This is a genomic window from Amycolatopsis sp. NPDC004079, from assembly GCF_040610415.1.
Lineage (GTDB): Bacteria > Actinomycetota > Actinomycetes > Mycobacteriales > Pseudonocardiaceae > Amycolatopsis > Amycolatopsis halotolerans.
Genome location: NZ_JBEXMH010000018.1, coordinates 1 through 16,838 on the forward strand (window position 1 = coordinate 1; position 16,838 = coordinate 16,838).

General features: G+C 71.1%; 18 protein-coding genes. 6 read left to right on the forward strand and 12 right to left on the reverse strand.

What is annotated here, in order from left to right:
• The coding region (locus ABZX37_RS19970; RefSeq protein ID WP_354741778.1) for a peptide-methionine (S)-S-oxide reductase at positions 1-113 on the reverse strand (113 nt) is incomplete at its 3' end.
• Positions 114-152: 39 nt separating this feature from the next.
• Entirely contained in the window at positions 153-1,040 is an 888-nt protein-coding gene (locus ABZX37_RS19975) for a LysR family transcriptional regulator (protein WP_354741472.1), read from the reverse strand.
• 84 nt (positions 1,041-1,124) lie between these two features.
• On the opposite strand from ABZX37_RS19975, the gene ABZX37_RS19980 reads away from it, so the two are divergent.
• The gene (locus ABZX37_RS19980) at positions 1,125-1,982 is read left to right on the forward strand and encodes an EamA family transporter (RefSeq protein WP_354741474.1); all 858 of its coding nucleotides are present in this window, start codon (positions 1,125-1,127) and stop codon (positions 1,980-1,982) included.
• 197 nt (positions 1,983-2,179) lie between these two features.
• Positions 2,180-2,809 carry a DsbA family oxidoreductase gene (locus ABZX37_RS19985; RefSeq protein ID WP_354741476.1) on the forward strand — a complete coding sequence of 210 codons (630 nt, stop codon included), beginning with the start codon at positions 2,180-2,182 and terminating at the stop codon, positions 2,807-2,809.
• Between the two features lie 81 nt (positions 2,810-2,890).
• On the opposite strand, the gene ABZX37_RS19990 is transcribed toward ABZX37_RS19985, so the two are convergent.
• Positions 2,891-3,382 (reverse strand): hypothetical protein, encoded by a 492-nt coding sequence (locus tag ABZX37_RS19990; protein ID WP_037814340.1) that lies wholly within the window; start codon positions 3,380-3,382, stop codon positions 2,891-2,893.
• 194 nt (positions 3,383-3,576) lie between these two features.
• Between ABZX37_RS19990 and ABZX37_RS19995 the strand changes: the two genes are divergently transcribed.
• Positions 3,577-4,032 carry a nuclear transport factor 2 family protein gene (locus ABZX37_RS19995; RefSeq protein ID WP_354741478.1) on the forward strand — a complete coding sequence of 152 codons (456 nt, stop codon included), beginning with the start codon at positions 3,577-3,579 and terminating at the stop codon, positions 4,030-4,032.
• 336 nt (positions 4,033-4,368) lie between these two features.
• Here the strand turns inward: ABZX37_RS19995 and lepB are convergent, their stop codons facing one another.
• Entirely contained in the window at positions 4,369-5,253 is an 885-nt protein-coding gene (lepB, locus tag ABZX37_RS20000) for a signal peptidase I (RefSeq protein ID WP_354741480.1), read from the reverse strand.
• A 422-nt stretch (positions 5,254-5,675) separates the two neighbouring features.
• On the opposite strand from lepB, the gene ABZX37_RS20005 reads away from it, so the two are divergent.
• From ABZX37_RS20005 to ABZX37_RS20015, 3 genes are all read left to right on the forward strand, one after another.
• Complete coding sequence (locus tag ABZX37_RS20005; protein WP_354741482.1) at positions 5,676-5,975, forward strand: DUF4157 domain-containing protein; 300 nt, start codon at positions 5,676-5,678, stop codon at positions 5,973-5,975.
• A gap of 86 nt (positions 5,976-6,061) precedes the next feature.
• Positions 6,062-6,328, forward strand: a complete 267-nt coding sequence (locus ABZX37_RS20010; RefSeq protein ID WP_354741484.1) for a hypothetical protein — start codon at positions 6,062-6,064, stop codon at positions 6,326-6,328.
• Positions 6,329-6,394: 66 nt separating this feature from the next.
• Positions 6,395-6,538 carry a hypothetical protein gene (locus ABZX37_RS20015; RefSeq protein ID WP_354741486.1) on the forward strand — a complete coding sequence of 48 codons (144 nt, stop codon included), beginning with the start codon at positions 6,395-6,397 and terminating at the stop codon, positions 6,536-6,538.
• A gap of 51 nt (positions 6,539-6,589) precedes the next feature.
• Here ABZX37_RS20015 and ABZX37_RS20020 read toward each other — a convergent pair whose 3' ends face one another.
• The 8 genes from ABZX37_RS20020 to ABZX37_RS20055 form a co-directional block, all read right to left on the reverse strand.
• Positions 6,590-7,795 carry a glycosyltransferase family 4 protein gene (locus tag ABZX37_RS20020; RefSeq protein WP_354741488.1) on the reverse strand — a complete coding sequence of 402 codons (1,206 nt, stop codon included), beginning with the start codon at positions 7,793-7,795 and terminating at the stop codon, positions 6,590-6,592.
• Between the two features lie 240 nt (positions 7,796-8,035).
• The gene (locus ABZX37_RS20025; RefSeq protein WP_354741490.1) at positions 8,036-9,289 is read right to left on the reverse strand and encodes a polysaccharide pyruvyl transferase family protein; all 1,254 of its coding nucleotides are present in this window, start codon (positions 9,287-9,289) and stop codon (positions 8,036-8,038) included.
• 110 nt (positions 9,290-9,399) lie between these two features.
• Entirely contained in the window at positions 9,400-10,578 is a 1,179-nt protein-coding gene (locus tag ABZX37_RS20030) for a glycosyltransferase family 4 protein (protein WP_354741492.1), read from the reverse strand.
• Entirely contained in the window at positions 10,523-11,869 is a 1,347-nt protein-coding gene (locus ABZX37_RS20035; protein ID WP_354741494.1) for an oligosaccharide flippase family protein, read from the reverse strand. Before ABZX37_RS20035 ends, ABZX37_RS20030 begins: the two co-directional genes overlap by 56 nt.
• Positions 11,866-13,005, reverse strand: coding sequence for a glycosyltransferase family 4 protein (locus ABZX37_RS20040; RefSeq protein WP_354741496.1), 1,140 nt, complete (start codon positions 13,003-13,005; stop codon positions 11,866-11,868). Before ABZX37_RS20040 ends, ABZX37_RS20035 begins: the two co-directional genes overlap by 4 nt.
• A complete protein-coding gene (locus ABZX37_RS20045) occupies positions 13,002-15,269 on the reverse strand; it encodes a DUF2206 domain-containing protein (RefSeq protein ID WP_354741498.1) in 2,268 nt (755 codons plus the stop codon). Before ABZX37_RS20045 ends, ABZX37_RS20040 begins: the two co-directional genes overlap by 4 nt.
• Positions 15,266-16,363, reverse strand: a complete 1,098-nt coding sequence (locus tag ABZX37_RS20050) for a glycosyltransferase family 4 protein (protein WP_354741500.1) — start codon at positions 16,361-16,363, stop codon at positions 15,266-15,268. The genes ABZX37_RS20045 and ABZX37_RS20050 overlap by 4 nt, the downstream gene beginning before the upstream one ends.
• Positions 16,360-16,836, reverse strand: coding sequence for a hypothetical protein (locus tag ABZX37_RS20055; protein WP_354741502.1), 477 nt, complete (start codon positions 16,834-16,836; stop codon positions 16,360-16,362). The genes ABZX37_RS20050 and ABZX37_RS20055 overlap by 4 nt, the downstream gene beginning before the upstream one ends.
• Positions 16,837-16,838 lie beyond the last annotated feature (2 nt).

Sequence of the window (16,838 nt, forward strand, 5' to 3'; positions counted from 1 at the left end):
ACGTCGCCGCCGCTGTAGCCGACGCGGGTGGCGGTCACGCCGGGCTGGTGGCGGAACAGCTCCTCCATGCCCCAGAAACACCCGCCGGCCAGGATTGCCTTTTCCGCTGCCATGTCGCCTCCTCCGTGCTCGAACCCGCCTCGACCGCCATGCTAGTCGGCGCGCAGCAGCCCGAGGACGAGGGCGAGCGGCGGCCACGCGTCCCGTCCGCGCCGGGTGCACGCGTAAGCCCGCAGCCGGACGTCGGGGCCGGTCAGCGGCAGGACGGTGACGTCGGGCCGGGTCGGCCACGATTCGGGCAGCAGGCCGACCCCGCCGCCCGCGGCGATGAGGTCCTGCACCAGGTCGAGGTTGTCCGCGCGGTGGGTGAAGCGCGGCGAGAACCCGGCCATGGACGCCAGCGCCCCGACGACCGTCTCGTCCGCGCCGTTGCGGGAGTTGCCGATCCAGTCGTGCTCCCGGAACGCCGAGACAACGGCCAGCGCGCCGGTGCCCCGCACGCGGTTCGCTTCCGGGCGCGGCACGGCGAGGCCCCACGGCGCCGTCCACAGCGGACGGACGGCGAGCGAGGGATCGTGGGTCGCGGGCGCGAGGCCGTAGTCGTAGGTGAGCGCGATATCGATGTCGTCGGTCCGGAGCTGAGCCAGCGCTTCTGCGGGTTCGTGCTCGCTGATCACCACGCGGACCCGCGGATGCCGCTGCGCGAGCAGGTCCGCGACCGGGAGCACGGCGTGCCGCACCCCGGTCCCGAACCCGGCGACGCGCACGGTTCCGGCCGGTTCGGCTTCGGGATCGAGATCGACGCGGGCGGCCTCGACGGCGGCCAGGATCGTCACGGCGTGCTCGGCGAGCCGCCGCCCGGCGGGCGTGAGGCGCACGCGGCGGCCGTCCGGTTCGAGCAGCGCGACGCCGGTTTCCTTGGCCAGCACCGAGATTTGCTGCGAGACGGTCGACGTTGTGGTTTCGAGCACGTCGGCGACCGCGCGCATCGAGCCGAGCCGCGACAGTTCGAGGAGGAACTGCAGCCTGCGAGTCTCCATCCGCCTATTGTCCAGGATATCCGGACGGTACGTCCAGGATTGGCATGTGGACACGAACGGTCCCGATACGTTCTCCTGGACAACGTGCTTCCCTCCACTCCCCGCGTCGGTGTCGCCCTGGCTGTCGGCGCCATGCTGTCCGTCCAGCTCGGACTGGCGGTTTCGGTCACTATCGCGAACCAGATCGGGCCGACCGGCGTCGCGTGGCTGCGGCTCGCGTGGGCCGGTGTGCTGCTCCTGGTGCTTGTGCGGCCGCGGCCGTCCGCGTTCCGCCGCCCGGCTTTGCTGACGTGCGTGGCGCTCGGCTTCGCGACGGCCGGGATGACGATCCTGTTCATGGTCGCCGCGACCCGGCTGCCGCTCGGCACGGCGAGCGCGCTGGAATTCCTGGGCCCGCTGACTGTCGCGATCGTGCGCGGCCGCGGCGGAAACCGGGTCTGGCCGGTGCTCGCGGCGGCCGGAGTCGTGCTGCTGACCCAGCCGTGGCAGGGCGGGACCGACCTGATCGGCCTCGGCTGCGCGCTCGCGGCGGCAGTCTGCTGGGGCGCGTACATCGTGCTGACCCAACGGGTCGGCGACGAGGTCTCGGGCCTGCGCGGGCTGGCGGTGTCGATGCCGGTGGCGGGTCTGGTCGCCACTGTGGTGCACGCCCCGGCAGTGGTCGGCGACCTGACGTGGCCGCTGGTGCTCGCCGGGCTCGGACTCGCGGTGCTCGTGCCGGTGGTGCCGTTCAGCCTGGAAATGCTGGCGCTGCGGCGGTTGACGGCGTCGGCGTTCGGGACGCTGATGAGCCTGGAACCGGCGATCGCGCTGGTGCTCGGGCTGATCGTGCTGCACCAGGTGCCGAATCCTGCCGCGGTGGCCGGGATCGCGTTCGTGGTGGCCGCGGGCATCGGCGCGGAACGCACGGGGGCGCGGGAGCCGGTGAAGACCGCCGTCTAGGGCGGTCTGATAAAGATTCCTGACCAAGGGCAGAACCTCAGGTCGTCCGCTTGCCGGGCTTCCGCTGGTGTCGGCTGTGCGGCAGCGAGACCGCTGATCGGCTGGGCTCGACTGGAACCGCGGCACCTTCGGCAGCCTCCCGGCAACCGAGCCGGACTTTCCGGCACGCCCTCGGCGGCGCGTTCTACGCTGGCGGCATGCAGGTGGAAATCTGGAGCGATGTCGTGTGCCCGTGGTGCTACCTCGGGAAGGCGCGGTTCGAGAAGGCGCTGGCCGGGTTCGAGCACCGGGACGAGGTGACCGTGACGTACCGGTCCTTCGAACTGGACCCCGGGAAGACCGGGACCGAGCCGTTGCTGGACATGCTCACCGCGAAGTACGGGCCGCAGGCCGGCGAGATGGAGCAGCGGGTCGCCGGGCTCGCGGAGGCGGAAGGCCTCGGCTACCGGACGGGCCGGGAAATCGGCAACACCTTCGACGCGCACCGTCTGCTGCATCTGGCGCGCGAGAAGGGGTTGGAGACCGAGATGGTGTCGGCGTTGTTCCGCGCGAATTTCGCTGAGGCTCGGGCGGTGTTCACCAGCGAAGTGCTCGCGGACGTAGCCGAGGAAGCCGGATTGCCGCGCGCGGAGGCGGAAGCGGTGCTGGCCGATCCGTCGCGGTATGCGGACGCCGTCCGGGCCGAGGAGCGCGAGGCCGCTGAGCTGGGCGCGGGCGGGGTGCCGTTTTTCGTGCTGGGACGGCGGTTCGGGGTTTCCGGCGGGCAGTCGGTGGAGGTGTTCGCGCAGGCGCTGGAACAGGCTTGGGAGGCTTCCGCCGGACGCTGAGGTCTTGGCGGCGTCCGGCGGTCTTCGCCGCTGAGATCGGCCCGGCCGCCGGAAAGCGGCCGGGCGTCCCGCTCGGAGCGGTTACTCGGACCAGGTGCTGAGGCGGTTGAGAAGCCGTTCGAGCACCTGCGGGTCCGCGGTGACCGGTTCGCCGGAGACGGGCTCGTCCACGAGCGTGCGGCGGTCGCCCCGGCGCGGAAGCCGGACCTGGCCCGCCGAAATCCCGCCGGGCAGCGCCAGTTCGCACCACGTGGTGCGGCCGCCGCGCTCGCCGGGGCGCACGCCGATCCGCTCGTCGCGCGGCGGGGTCGGGGCGACCAGGTCGTCGTCGACCTCGATGACGAGCCGGTCGCCGCGCAGCTGCAGCCGGACAGTCACGAAAGCGGGCGCGGACGGGCTGCTCTGGTCGACGACGTCGCCGACCAGCCGGACGGCGGCGTTCGTGACCTGGTCCAGCATCGGCATCAGGGACCAGTCGGTCAGGATCAGGCGGACGAACAGCTCGGTGCACGGGACCGCGCTCGGCTGCGCCACCAGCCGGAGGTCGTCCACCTGGGTAGTGCGCGTGCTCAAGCGTCACCCTCCTCCTCGGCGAGCGGTCCGATCGGCCGGGACCGTGCGGGCATCATGCCACCGTCGCCGGACCGCGCTGCGGCGGGAGGGCGGTGTACGGGAGAACCGCAGGTCACAGGTCCGCGCGCGGTTTCGGGCTCCGGAGGCGCTTCTTGTCCCGCCGTTGTCCACAGTGGAACTCCTATGCTGGCCGGATGTCGGCAGACTCGGCCCGGTGGGCGATCCAGGACCTGATCATGACCTACGCCGCGTGCATCGACGCGGGCGATCTGGCCGGGGTGGGCGAGTTGTTCCGCGAGGGAACCCTGCACAGCGGCGGCGGCCGGACCGGTCGGGAGGCCGTGGAGAGCTGGTTCCGCGACATCCTGATCCTCCATCCCGACGGCACGCCGAGGACCCGGCACGTGACGACCAACGTCCGGATCACGGCCGAGGAGGACACGGCTTCGGCACACAGCTACTTCACCGTTTTCCAAGCGACGGCGGACTTTCCGCTGCAGCCCATCGCCGCCGGGCACTACGACGACCGGTTCGTCCGGCGCGGGGCCGAGTGGCTGTTCGCGGAGCGGACGCCGGTGCTGCAGATGACCGGGGACCTGACGCGGCATCTCCGGCTGGACGTCGTGCGGGCGGCCGGTTCCGGGCAGTGACTCGCGGTCGCGTCGTGACGGCGTGCGCGGCTGAGACCGGCAGTGCGGACTTCGGAACCGGCGGCACGGACTCCGGCCGGTAACGGCGACAGCGGGCGGCTCCAGTTTGGAGCTTGGTCGCGGCAGGCCGCTCACCGGCGGCTGCGGACCGCCCCACGAGGTTTTCCGTATCGCGCGGGGGTTCTCGCCCTGTCTGCGGACCTCGGCGGGGAGGCAGGGAGGTCGCGGGGCCGTCCGGCGCTCCGCATCGCCGAAGCAAGGCCGCACACAGCTCTGTTGAAAAACCCCGTGCCTTATGAGCCCATACGGCACGGGGCAGTGGTCGGGAGGCGGCGGTCAGTCCTGTTTGCTGAGCTTCCGCCGCACACCCCGCCCGGCGGCGAGCGTCGGGAACGCCAGCAACGCGCCCGCCCCGAGCGGGATTCCCTGTTGCCACGCGGGGGCGCCGAGCGCGGCGGGTGCGGCTTGCGGGTCGTGGTCGCTGACGCCGCCCCACCGCGAGGGCGGCAGGACGATCACGCGGGCCTTGCCGATGACGTCGTCCACCGGGACGGTCCCGTTGACCCCGCCGCCGCCCTGGCAGCGGGAGTCGCACGAGTTCTCGCGGTTGTCGCCCATCACCCAGAGGCTGCCCTTCGGGACGGTGACCGGCGGGAACGTCTGCCGCACCGACGGCGGCTGGTCGAGCCAGTGGATGTAGGGCTCGTCGAGAGGTTTGCCGTCGACCAGGACACGGCCCTTCGGGTCGCAGCACTGGACGGTCTGCCCGCCGACGGCGATGACGCGCTTCACGAAGTCCCGCTCGTCCGGCGGCGCGAAGCCAACGAGCGAACCGAGGCCGCGCAACGCCTTCGTGAAGACGTTGCCCGATTCCTGCGGGGCGATCTCGTTCGCGGTCCACGGCTGCGGGCCGCGGAAGACGATGACGTCGCCAGGGGCGGGATCGGTGAAATCGTAGGTGACGCGGTCGACGACGACCCGGTCGCCGAAGCAGCCGTCGCAGCCGTGCAGCGTCGTCTCCATCGACGCCGACGGGATCAGGAACACCTTCGCGACGAACTGCTGGATCAGGATCGTCAGCACCAGCGCGATCCCGATCAGGATCGGCAGCTCCTGCCAGAACGGACGCTTGCGCCGGCCCTTCTTGGGCGGCTCGTCCGCGCCGGGACGCTCGGATCCGGGCTCGCCGGGGGCGGGGACTGGGGGGATCGGGTCGGCCACGTCGCCAGGCTACCCAGATCCGCCCGCCGGACGGCGCACCGCGGGCGGCCACGATCGGGGGGTCGTGCCGGTGAGCGGGACGGCAACCGGAGGTTTCGCCCGCGGGGAAGGAAAACGGGCCGGAACCGGGGGAGCGATTCGGAATCCGGCCGGGGAGGCGGCCCGGGCGCGGGATCCGGTGGAAGCCGCAGTGCCGGGGGTGAGGTGAAGTGGATGTGAAGCGGCGCAGCGGGTTTGGTGTGTCGGGTAGGGCGCGTGCGGGGTTCAGCGGACGGCATGCGGCGGGGGCATGGCGTGCCAGGCGATGGGGAATGGCGAATCAGGCGGGGGACGGCGCGGCGGAGGCCGACGTACTGCGCGCGGGTCCCGGTTTCAGCGAAGCGGTGACACCGCGGTGACGGTGCTTCTGCTAAACCCGCCCGATGGCAGAACACCTTCGTCCGCAACGCCGGGCTGCTCCCGAAGCGGTCGAGGGGGTCCTCAGCCAGCCCGGAGAGTCGCTCGACCCGCGGATCCGGGCGTGGCTCGAACCGCGCTTCGAGCAGGACTTCAGCCAGGTCCGGGTGCACACCGACCACGCGGCCGCCGAATCCGCCGATGCCCTCTCGTCGCTGGCCTACGCGGTGGGCAACCACATCGTCTTCAACTCCGGCCAGTACGCCCCGGAAACCCTGGCGGGCCGCCGTCTCCTCGCGCACGAGATGACCCACTTCGCGCAGTAATCCGGCTTGCCCGAGCCGGTGCGCCCGGCGCTCGCCGGCTTTCGGCCGAAGCCCAACAGGCGGTCGAAGAGCTGAACGGCTACAGCATGCGCGACATCGCCGCCGTCCTCAAACTGATGCGCGCGCACGGGAAACTCGCCGAACTCCGGAAGTACGCCTCCGTTCGGCCGCTGATCGAGGTCGCGAGCAAAGCGACGGAAGACCCCGCCAGCGTCACCGACGACGACATGACCAAGGTCGACAAACAGCGGTGGCTGGATTTCCGGCTCCATTTCCACCCGGTGGAGAACAGTTTCCTGCCCGCGCTGGAATCCGCGTGCCGGGACGTCGGCTCGACCTGCTCTCCTGCATGACGGCCGAAGGAGGCGTCGGGCCGGGGAGCGTGAACCTGGAGTCGCACGCGGTCGGCCACCGAGCAGATGGACGACGTGCGGAAGTTCCTGCTGCCGGGCAAGGGCACTTTCACCAGCGCCGGCCGCATCTACCAGTTCATGGTCCTGCCGTCGACGATGGATTCCGCGGAGGCGTCATCGCCACTGTCGACGACGCGGACGAACGGCTGAAGAAGGCCTACGCGAAAAACGCCGGACTCGATGCGAACAAGGACGGCACGATCACCATTGACGAGCTCGAGGCCCGCGCGCGCCAGCACCGGGCCGCCGCGCAGCACCTGCTCGGCGCCCTCCGGGCTCGCCCCCGACTGCGGCCAGCTGCTGAAGGAACTCCGTGACCCGATGACTCCAGGTGTACCGGCTGCGCACCAATTCATAAGCATTGTCCCGGATCGTGTCCGCCAGAGCCGGGCTGTTCTCGAGACGGCGCAGTCCTTCGGCCAACGCCTCGGGCGAACGCGGCGCGGCGAGCAGCCCGTTGACGCCGTCGTCCACCAGCGTGGCAAGCGGACCGACCGCGGCGGCGACGACGGGAACCCGGTTCGCCCACGCTTCGAGCAGCACTGTCGGGAAGGCGTCGTTCGGGCTGGTCGGGCAGAGCACGAGCGATCTGGCGCTGCGGAGAGCCCGGAATTTCGCGTCGCCGCTGAGGTTTCCGGCGAAGGTGACGTTGTCCGCGATCCCGAGTTTTCGGGCGAGCGCTTCGTATCCGGGACGTGCGGCCCCGTCGCCGATCACCAGGAGACGAGCCGTCGGCGCGGAGCGGGCGAGGTAAAGGCGCATCGCGTGCAGGAGTTGATCCAGGCCTTTCCACGCGTGGGTCGGGGCGAGCCGGGCGAGGAAGGCGGCGGCGTAGGGACGGCCCGCCACCGCGCAATCAGCTAACACCCCGGGAGCGATCGCGTTTTCCAGCACCCCGACTTTGCCACCGTAGCGGGGACGGAAACTGTCGGCGACATAATCGGAAACACCGAGAATCAGGTCGGCCCGCCGGAGCATGAAGCCCTCGGCCCCGGCATAGGCGCGCGCGACGGTGTTGAAGACGGGATGACCGTCCTTGGCCAGAGCGGCGGCGTGATAGGTCACGACGACGGGGACGCGACCGGCGACCATCGTCGCGGCGTCGGCCAATCCGGGCACGGGTGTGTGCACATTCAGGTAATCGGCCTGTTCGGTGCGCAGGATGCGGCGGATCTGCGTCGGCCAGCGCGGGTCGAGCGGGGTGTTGGAGAGCTTGGCGAGCGCCGGGAGCCGGTAGACCGGGAAGCCGTCGCCGGAGCGGGCGTTGGTGCTGGCGGTGACGACGACGGGCCGCCATCCGGGTACTTCCCGCAGCGCGGCGGCCAGGCTGTGGACGTAGGTTTGCACGCCGCCGACGTCCGGCGGGTAGTACGGCGTCACGAAAACGACGGTTCGGTCGCGGCTCACGGAGGCTCCTGTCCTCATTGGTCCGGTTGGCTGGGCGCGTGCGGATGTGATGGTCTGGGTCCGGGACACGGGGGAATTCGAGGAGGCGCAGGATGTCCGGGATCCGGATGCCGTGGGCGACGGCGCGCTGCCGCGCGTGCGGCCACGACCGCAGCGAGCACCAGCATTTGCGCGGCGGCACCGACTGCGGGCGGTGCGGCTGCCGTCGGTTCAGGTGGCTGAAGCGGGGCTGACCCCGGGTCAGGCGGCACGGAGCAGCGGGCTCAGGTCGCGGGCCCGGCGCGCGTAAGGGGGAAGCACCTCGCGCAGGTGCCGCCGGTAGTCCTCGCGGTGGTCGATGAGACGGTCGAGGAGCGCGGGCAACGTGGTGTCCCGGACTTCTCCGATGCCGACGACCCACTGTTCGAGCCCGAGGTCGCGCATGATGCCCGCGGTTTTGTGCTCATACTCGACCGCGAGGCACGGGACGTGCGCGGTGAGGGCGAAGATGACGGAGTGGAAGCGGGTGCCGACCACGAGGTCGGCCTCGGCGTAGAGGGCGCGCGCGTCGCGGTGGTCGAAGGTGTCGTCGCCGAGGACGCGCAGCCGGGGGTGGTCGAGGCCGGCGGCGAGACGGGTGTTGACCCTGCGGTCGTCGTCGCCTTGGAACGCGCAGGTCACCTGGGGGACCAGGACGACGTGGTACCCGCGGCCGAGCAAGTGGCGGATGCCCGCGGTCAAGGCGTGTTCGTACCGGTGCTGCCCGGCGTCGTCGAGCCACTGGCGGGCGGTGACCATCGCGATCCGGGCGTCGGCGGGGATGCCGAGAGCGGGGCGCCAGTCGCGGTCGGAGCGGGTTTCGAAGGCGAAGGCGCTGTCGACGCCGCGGGTGAGCAGGCGCGGCGGCAGCCCGATTTCGGTGAGCCGGTCGCGGCTGATGTCCTCGCGCACGAGGACGGCGTCGACGCGGCCGAGGACGTGGCGGACCAGCATGCGCTGGACGCGGCGGGGAAACGGGCCGTAGGACTGCGGACCGGTCACGACCCGGACGCCGAACCGCTCGGCCAGCCACAGCGGCAGCAGCAGGAACAGGATGTTCAGGTCGGACGCGAAATCCGGACGTCCGTGCAGGAAACCCCCGCCGGTGGAGACGACGAGGTCGGCGGTCGCGAGGGCGTGCAGTTCGCGGCGCGGTTCGGCGGGCAGCAGCCGGGCGAGGGCCAGCAGGAGGCGGCGCGGAAGCCGGGCGGCGGCGAGGGCGACGACGGGCAGCAGGCTCAGCTTGCGCAGGATCCGCCGGTGCCGGGGGATGTTCTCCTCGCCCGAGTACCGGCGGAACGAACCGAGGTTGGGGACGCCCTCGAACTCCGGCCATCGCGCGGGATGCTCGAAACCGGCGATCGCGATCCGCGCGCCGGGCAGTGCGCGGCGGATCTGGTCGAGCAGGACGCTGAGCAGGGCCGCGTCGCCGCGGTTGCCGCGTTCGAACGCGTTGACGACGAGGACGCGGGTCATCTGCGGGCCTCCTGGCGGCGGTGCTCCGGTGGGACTGGCGGGGTGCGGTGCATGGCGGGCCTCCTGGCGTGGTGGTTCGGGGCGAGCGGGCTGAGCAGGCGGCGGGGCGGCTAGAGCGGCTGCACCTCCTGGTAGTGCTGCTCGAGCCGGTCGAGGAAGGTGCTGAGGCTGTGGCAGCACGCGAGCCCGGCCGATCGCGCACCCATCGCCCGGCGCAGTGCTGTGTCACCGAGGAGCCGGGAGAGTGCGTCGGCGAGGGCGCGGCGTTCGCCCGGCGGGACGAGCACGCCGTTGTGGCCCGGGCGGACCAGTTCGGGGATGCCGCCGACGTCGGTGGCGGCGACCGCCCGCCCGACGCAGAGGGCTTCCAGCGCGACAGTCGGGAAGTTCTCCGGCCACACCGACGGGATCACCACCACCGAAGCCGCGCGGTACGCGGCCGCCAGTTCAGGCCCGTCGAGCCAGCCGGCGAACCGGACGCGGTCGGCCAAACCGTGTTCGCTGACGGACTTTTCCAGTACGGCCCGTTGGGTGCCGTCTCCGGCGAGCGTCAGCCGGGCGTCCGGCAGGCGGCGGGCGACGGTCGCGAAGGCGTCCACGAGCACGTGCGCGCCTTTCACCAGTTCGAGCCGTCCGGCGAACAGCGCGTGGGCGGCGTCGGGGACCGGTTCGGCCGCCCGCAGCGGGACGCCGTTCGGGACGACGTGGATCGGTGTCCGCGGCAGATCGTGCAGTACGGCGTCGGCGAGGAACCGGCTCGGGGTGAGCACGCGGTCGACGGTGCGCAGGCGGCGCAGGTAAGCCGGTCGCTGCAGGAAACGCAAATAGGCCAGCCGCGCAGTGTCTATTGTAGACAACCTGGCGCGGCCTTCGGTGCGGCTGCGCAGGTTCCACGACAGCAGCTGTCCGGTCCAGTCCTCCGGTCCGTGGACGGTGAGCACTCGCGGATAGGCCGCCGACGCGCTGAGCACGGCCGGGCTGAACTCGCCGATGGTGTGCAGGTGCACCACATCGGGCCCGAAAGACCGCAGGGCGGCGGACACCTGCCGGTAGGCGGGGCGATGCCAGAAATACCCCGCGAAGCGGCGGGCGGCACCTCCGCGGATGGCGGGCACCAGGACGTCGGCGAAGACCTCCCGGTCGCTGACGGCGGGGTCGTCGAGCAGATGGTCGGTCGCGATGACGAGGACCTGCTGCCCGCGGCGGCGCAGCCCGTCGGCGACGAGGCGGACGCTACGCTCCGCGCCGCCGGCTTCGAAGCCGACGTTGACGATGTGCGCGATCTTCATCCGAACCTCCCTTGTCGCTCGGAGCCAAGCGGAACCCGCGCAGTGCCAGCGCGGCGACCGCGACGAGCCCGGACGCGAGATTGCCGACGCCCCAGGCCGCCGCGATCCAGACGAGGCTGTGCCGCGCCCCGAGCGCGGCGAGGCCGACCGTGACCACCGCGTAGACCAGATTCGACAGATTCATCGCCGGCAGCTGCCGGGTCACCTTGAGCAGAAACCCGGACCACGTGTTGAAAGCGACCGCGAAAGCGGAGACCGCGAGGACGACGAGGCAGTTCCGGGCGTCGGCGGCGTAGCTCGCGCCGAACAGGGTCAGCACGGGTTTCGCGAGCGCGGCGGTGATGCTGACGGCGGGCACCACGATCGCGAGGATGAGCAGCGCCGACCGTTTCGCGAGGTGCTTGAGGTCTTCCTGCTCGTGCGAGCCTTCGGCGAACAGCGCTTCGCCGACCGCGAACGGCACGGCGTTGACGAAGTTGGCGATCTGGAACGCCACGAAGTAGGCCGCCGACGCTTCCGGGCCGAGCGAACTCAGCACGAGCAGCGGAATCACCAGCAGCGGCACCAGATTCAGGCAGCTGGAGGCGTAATTGCCGAGCGAGTACGACAGCGTGGAACGCAGCGTCGCCGGGTACAGGCGGGGCCGCACCGGAATGCGCAGGCGCTGGCGGATGACGACAACGCTCGCGACGGCGGCGACGGCGGAGGCCACCGTGCTGGACAGGAAAATCCCGATCGCGCCCGCGCCGACGAAAACGATCGGCAGGCCGATTTTGACCACGCTCATCAGAACGCCGTTGAGGAGCATGTTGTATTTCGCCGCGCGCAGGGCGACGAACACCGAGTCGGTCAGCAGGTTCTGCGAGACCGCCATCGCCAGCAGCGCGAACAGCGCGACCTCGGGGAACGACCCGCTGAGGAACGACAATCCGGGCGAGACCAGCGGCGCGACGAGGGCGAATCCGGCCCCGAGGACGGTGCCGGTGACGGCCACCGAGGTGAGCGCGGTGCTGACGTGCGCGCTGCGGGACAGCGTCGTGGGCAGGTACCGGACGAGGCTGGAGCTGAGCCCGAGCCCGCTGAAGTAGCTCAGCAGCGTCACCGCGGAGAGCAGCGAACTCGCCCAGCCCACCTCGGCGGGCGGGTACAGCCGGGCGACGACGATCCAGAACACGAACCCGGACCCGGCGCCGAGCGCGGTCGTGGCCATGAGGAAGAACGAGTTGCGCACCAGCGGGTCGGATTTCAGCCGGGCGGCGAAGGACGGCACGGGCCCGGCGAGTGCGGTCATGCCCGGACCTCGGCGGGGTCGAGCGCCTCGCGGTAGGCCTGTTCGAGGCGCTGGACGTGTTTCGGCCAGGAGAACCGCGCGGCGGCGAAACCGGCGGAGTAGCGGCCCATGGCTTCGCGGCGCGCGGGATCGGCGGCGAGGGAGCGCAGTGTCGCGCGGAGGACGGCCGGGTCGCGGCGGATGAGGGCGACTTGGGTCCGATCGAGTCCGTAGGAGGCGTATCCCGGGTCGTCGGTGGTGACGACCGGGAGGCCCGAGGCCATGGCTTCTTGGACAGTCAGCGGGAATCCTTCCGCGGTGGAGGGCAGGGCGAAGACGTCGCAGGCGCGGTAGAGGTCGCTGATCTCGGCGGGGCTCAGCGCGCCGAGGTGATGGACGGCGAGATCAGCGGGGACGTGCCTGGGCGGATCACCCGCGAACACCAGGTCGTAGTCGTGGTGGCGGGCGGCGAGGAGCAGGTCGTATCCCTTCTTCGGCACCGGCCGTCCGACGAACAGCACCAGGACCCGGTCGTCGGGCAGCCGCCAGCGTTTCCGCAGCAGCGCCGGTTCCCCGGCCGAGGCGGGGCGGTACTGGCCGGTGTCGACGCCGTTGGGGAGCAGTTCCACGGTGCTGCCCCGGAATCGGCGGACGAAGGCGGCGACCGAATCGTTGACCACGAAGACCTCGCGACCGGCCCGGAACAGCCGCCGTCCGACGGACCGGTACACCGCGTGCTGGACGGCCCGCACCAGCGCCGACGGGTGCTCGACGACCCCGACGTGCTGGGTCAGGAAAAGCGGCGTGCCGGTTCGCGCGGCTCGCAGTCCCGCGCTCCAGGAGGACTGATAGAGCGTGTCGTGCAGGTGGACGACATCCGCCCACCGCACCCATTCGCGGACGGCGCGGCCCAGCCGGGGCCCGAACACCGGAAACGGCACCCCGGTCCGGTTTTCCACCCCGTTGAAGGCCGGAACGCGCACGACCCGGACACCGTCGTCAGGAAGCGGCGGCCCGGCGCTCGTCAGCACGGTCACCTCGGCGCCGCGGGCGGCGAGCGTCCGGGCCTGCTGGGCGGCGACGTTCTCGATCCCCCCGACGTGCGGCGGGTAGTAGTGCGAGACGAGCAGGATCCGGAGCGGACGGGAAGACGTCATCGGTACACACTCGTTCCGTTGCTGCTGTAGACCTTGTTTTTGGTGGCGTCGAGAAACCGCAGCGGATAGCTGTAGGTGACGAGATCGCCTTGGTAGAACACGGTGACCTCGTCTTTGCGGACAGTCGGGTAGCCGAGGAGGACGAACGAGCCGGGCTGCACGAGCGTCGGATAGATGTCGTCGCCAGGGCGCCCGTCGATGAGCGTCTGGAGCCGGCTGAGCGTGTAGCGGTCGGATTGGATCCGCTGTGCGGCGGTGTGCTGTTCGAGCCAGGCGATGGCGGCGCGTTCCTGGGGATGGGCGTAGTAGATGTCGTAGTACTGCCCGGCGTTGTCCAGGTGCAGCTGCGCGGGATAGCCGCCGAACAGCCGGGGCAGCGCACCGGTGAGGTCGAGGAACAGCAGCAGTGCCGCGGTGGTCGCGGCGGGCATCCGCCACCGTTTCCTGAGCCACGACAGCGCCCAGACCGACCCCATCGCGATGAACGGGGCGAACCCGAACAGCCCCTGCTGGAAGGTGCGCAGGAGTCCGTAGTCCACCGAGAGCTGCGGCACGGCGATCTCGGCGGCGAGCACGCCCAAGCCGCCGGCGGCGAGCACGAACAGGTCGTGCGTCGGGCGGAACAGCGTCGCGGTGGCGATGAGCGTCCCGGCCAACCCGAGGATCAACAGCACTTGCAGCCCGTCCGCGCACAAGGTGCGGAGCAGGCCGTTGATCCGGGGGACGTCGAGGCCGAGACGGTCGAGGACGGAACCTGCCGCGGTGAGCGGCAGGTTGTCGGCAGGGGCGACCTGGGCGGTCGCCGAGCTCAACGCGGTCGGGGGTTCGCCGCCGGTGCGGGACCGGGTGGAATCGGCGTAGTCGCGCAACCGCTGCTGCGGGCTGACCCGGGCGGAGCTGAAGATGCCGTAAGCGGTGTCGGAGGAACCGCGTTGCACCTCGCCCGGGTGGAACAGGTCCTGCGCGGTGGCCGCGGCGGTGTGCTGGAGCTGATGCCAGGTGCCGGTGACCGGCCCGGTCCACAGCGCCGAGCACAGGACCGCGATGCCGATCATCGGCCAGGCGACGAAGTCGGTGGCTTCCTTCGGCGCCCGCTCGGCGAGCCGGCGCCGCAGCGGCGGGACGACCCGGATGACGCCGCTCGCGAGCTTGCCCAGCAGCAGCACGCCGATCAGCACGTAGGTAGTGGAGTAGTGGGACAGCACAACGCCCGCGAACAGGACGGTGAACGCGATCCGCCGCGCCCGTCGCGGGGCGGAAAGGTCGCTCAGCGCCAGGACCGCGCAGCCGAGCAGGAGGAACGCGATCTCCTGACGGCCGAGGAACGGCATGTCGGTGAAAAACGTGGGGAACGCGAGGAAGTAGACCGCGGCGAGGAGCGCGACCCGTTTCGACGTGAGATTGCGCGTCGTGCGGTACACCGCGACCGGCGCCGCGGCGAACAGCATCGGCAGCACGACTTTGAAGATCGCCAAGCCGGGCAACGCGGTCAGCTCGGCCAGTGACGTGGGCAGCAGGGTGATGCTGAGGCAGGCGTTGTACGCATCGGGATAGCCGGAGATATCCCAGTAGCCCTTGGTCGAGGTCAGCTGGAAGAGCAGGTACTCGCGCTGGATGTCGTGTCCGCTGACGTACCAGCCGCGCAGCGAGGTCAGCAGCAGCAAGGCCGTTGCCGCGCACAGGATTCCGAACGCGATGGCCCCGTCGCCGTAACGGCCCGCCTTGAGCACCAGGAACCCGAGCAGCGCCGCGACGAGGACCAGTGCGATCAGGCTCGTCGCGCCGGTGAACCCGTTGTTCAGGCGGACGGCCCCGGCGATCGCGACCACCAGGGAAAGAACTCCGAGGACAGCGATGGGCGCGACGTCGCGCACCGGCATCAACCGCGGCGCACGCACCGGCGGCGAGGCGCCGGTGAGCCGTCGGTCCAAGAATGCGAGCCCCGCCGCAGTCAGGGTCTGGGCCACGGCGAGGGACGCAGTCGTGAGCGGGCGCGAGACGCCGAACCAGGAGAGCACGGTGTTGACCGCCAGTGCGGCCACCATCGCGGCCAGCACCGCGAAACCGAGGCCCAGCAACCATTGGGCTTCCCGAGCGGAGACGGTCCTGGTGGCAATCCGGCGGCACAGCCAGGCCGGAGCGCCGATCAGCAGCCAGAGACCGGCGACGGTCACCAGCACGGCCGGTCGCCACGGACTCAGCTCCACGGCACAGGCGACGAGCACCGATCCGAGCACGACGGTGCGCTGGCTGGGTCTCGTCACGGCAGAACCTCGGCATAGACGTCCTCGACCCGCTGTGCCACCTCGGCCCAGGTGAACTTCCGCGCAGCCGCCGCGCTGGCTGCGGCGGTCCGCTGCCGGAAGCCCTCGTCCGCCGCGAATTCGTCGATCCTTGCGGCCAGGGCGGTGGGATCGGCGGGGGCGAGGGCTCCGACGCCGCGCAGGAGTTCGGAGTTCCCGGGAACGTCGGTCGCGAGCACCGGCAGTCCCGCGGCCATGGCCTCGAGCGCGGCGAGCGACATCCCTTCGCGATCCGACGGCAGCACGAACAGATCGGCTTGTTCGTACCGCCGCAGCAGCTCGCCGCCGTGCAGGCGACCGTGGAACCGCACATCCGGAATCCCTTGCCGCCGCAGGGTTTCTTCAAGCTGCTGCCGCTGTTCCCCGTCCCCGACGACGTCGAGTTCGACCGGCTGGCGCACCAGGGTCAGCGCGTGCAGGAGCCGGGCGAGGTTCTTCTGGGGGCTGAGCCGTCCGACGAACAGCAAGCGCAGCACCGGTTCCCGTCGCGCGCGTGGCGGCAAGAAGAATTCATCGGACACCCCGTTCGGCACCGCGAAAACCCGCGCCGGATCGACCCGGTAGGCGGTGCGGACGAACTCCCGCTGCGCCTCGGTCAGCACCAGCACCCCGGCCGCAGCCCGCAGAACGCGGCTGAAGACGTGCTTCTTGTAGTGCGGCAACAGCCATCCCAGCTTCCCGGACTGGTCGACGTCCAGGTGGAAATGCAGCAGGAACGGCTGACGGCGCGCGGCCGCGGCGAGCGCGACCTGCTCGGGCAGCACCGCGTGTGCGGCGTGCAGATGCCACGCCGACGTCTTCGGCGTGCGCAGCAACGCGGGAACGAGACCGGCGGACACCGGCGTGTGCGCGACGTCGAGCGCGAGCGCCCGAATGATGTCGACGTCGCGCACCCGCTCGCGCCGCGGCGAATCGCGGGCACCGACGGTCGTGGTGAGCACTGTGACGTCGTGCTGGCGCGCCTGCTCCACCGCCAAGTGCTGCACCACCGCTTCCATCCCGCCCAGATGCGGCGGGTAGTAGGGCGTGATCTGGACGATCCGGCGGGGCGTCACGGTCTGCCTCTGGTGGCGGAAGCGTTGCCCGGCAGGCGGAAACGAAGGTTTTCCATGCCGCCCGCGACATTCACCGCGATCGCGTCCACGACGTGCCCCGGCGGGACCGGCAGGCGGAAGTCGAGCGTGGTGAACTGGCCGGGTTCGAGGGTCACCCGCCGCGACACCCCGGCGAGCCGGTCGGCCGACGAGGTCTCCAGCGCGGCCACCACGGTGTAGTCCGCGTGCGCGGGACCGTGGCGCACGAGCGCGACCTCGGCGGTGACAGTTCCGTCCCGGAACGTGGGCGTGCCGACGAAATACAGCTCGGTGTAGGTCTCGGGCTGCTCGGTGAAGGACTGCCGGAACAGCACCCGCGCGGCCGGCCACACCAGGACCGTCACGACCCCGAGCACCACCACCGCCGAAACCGCGCCGGCGAACTTCAGCCAGCCGCGGCCGTTTCCCCGGTCTTCTCCCGCGGAGTCGTCCACGC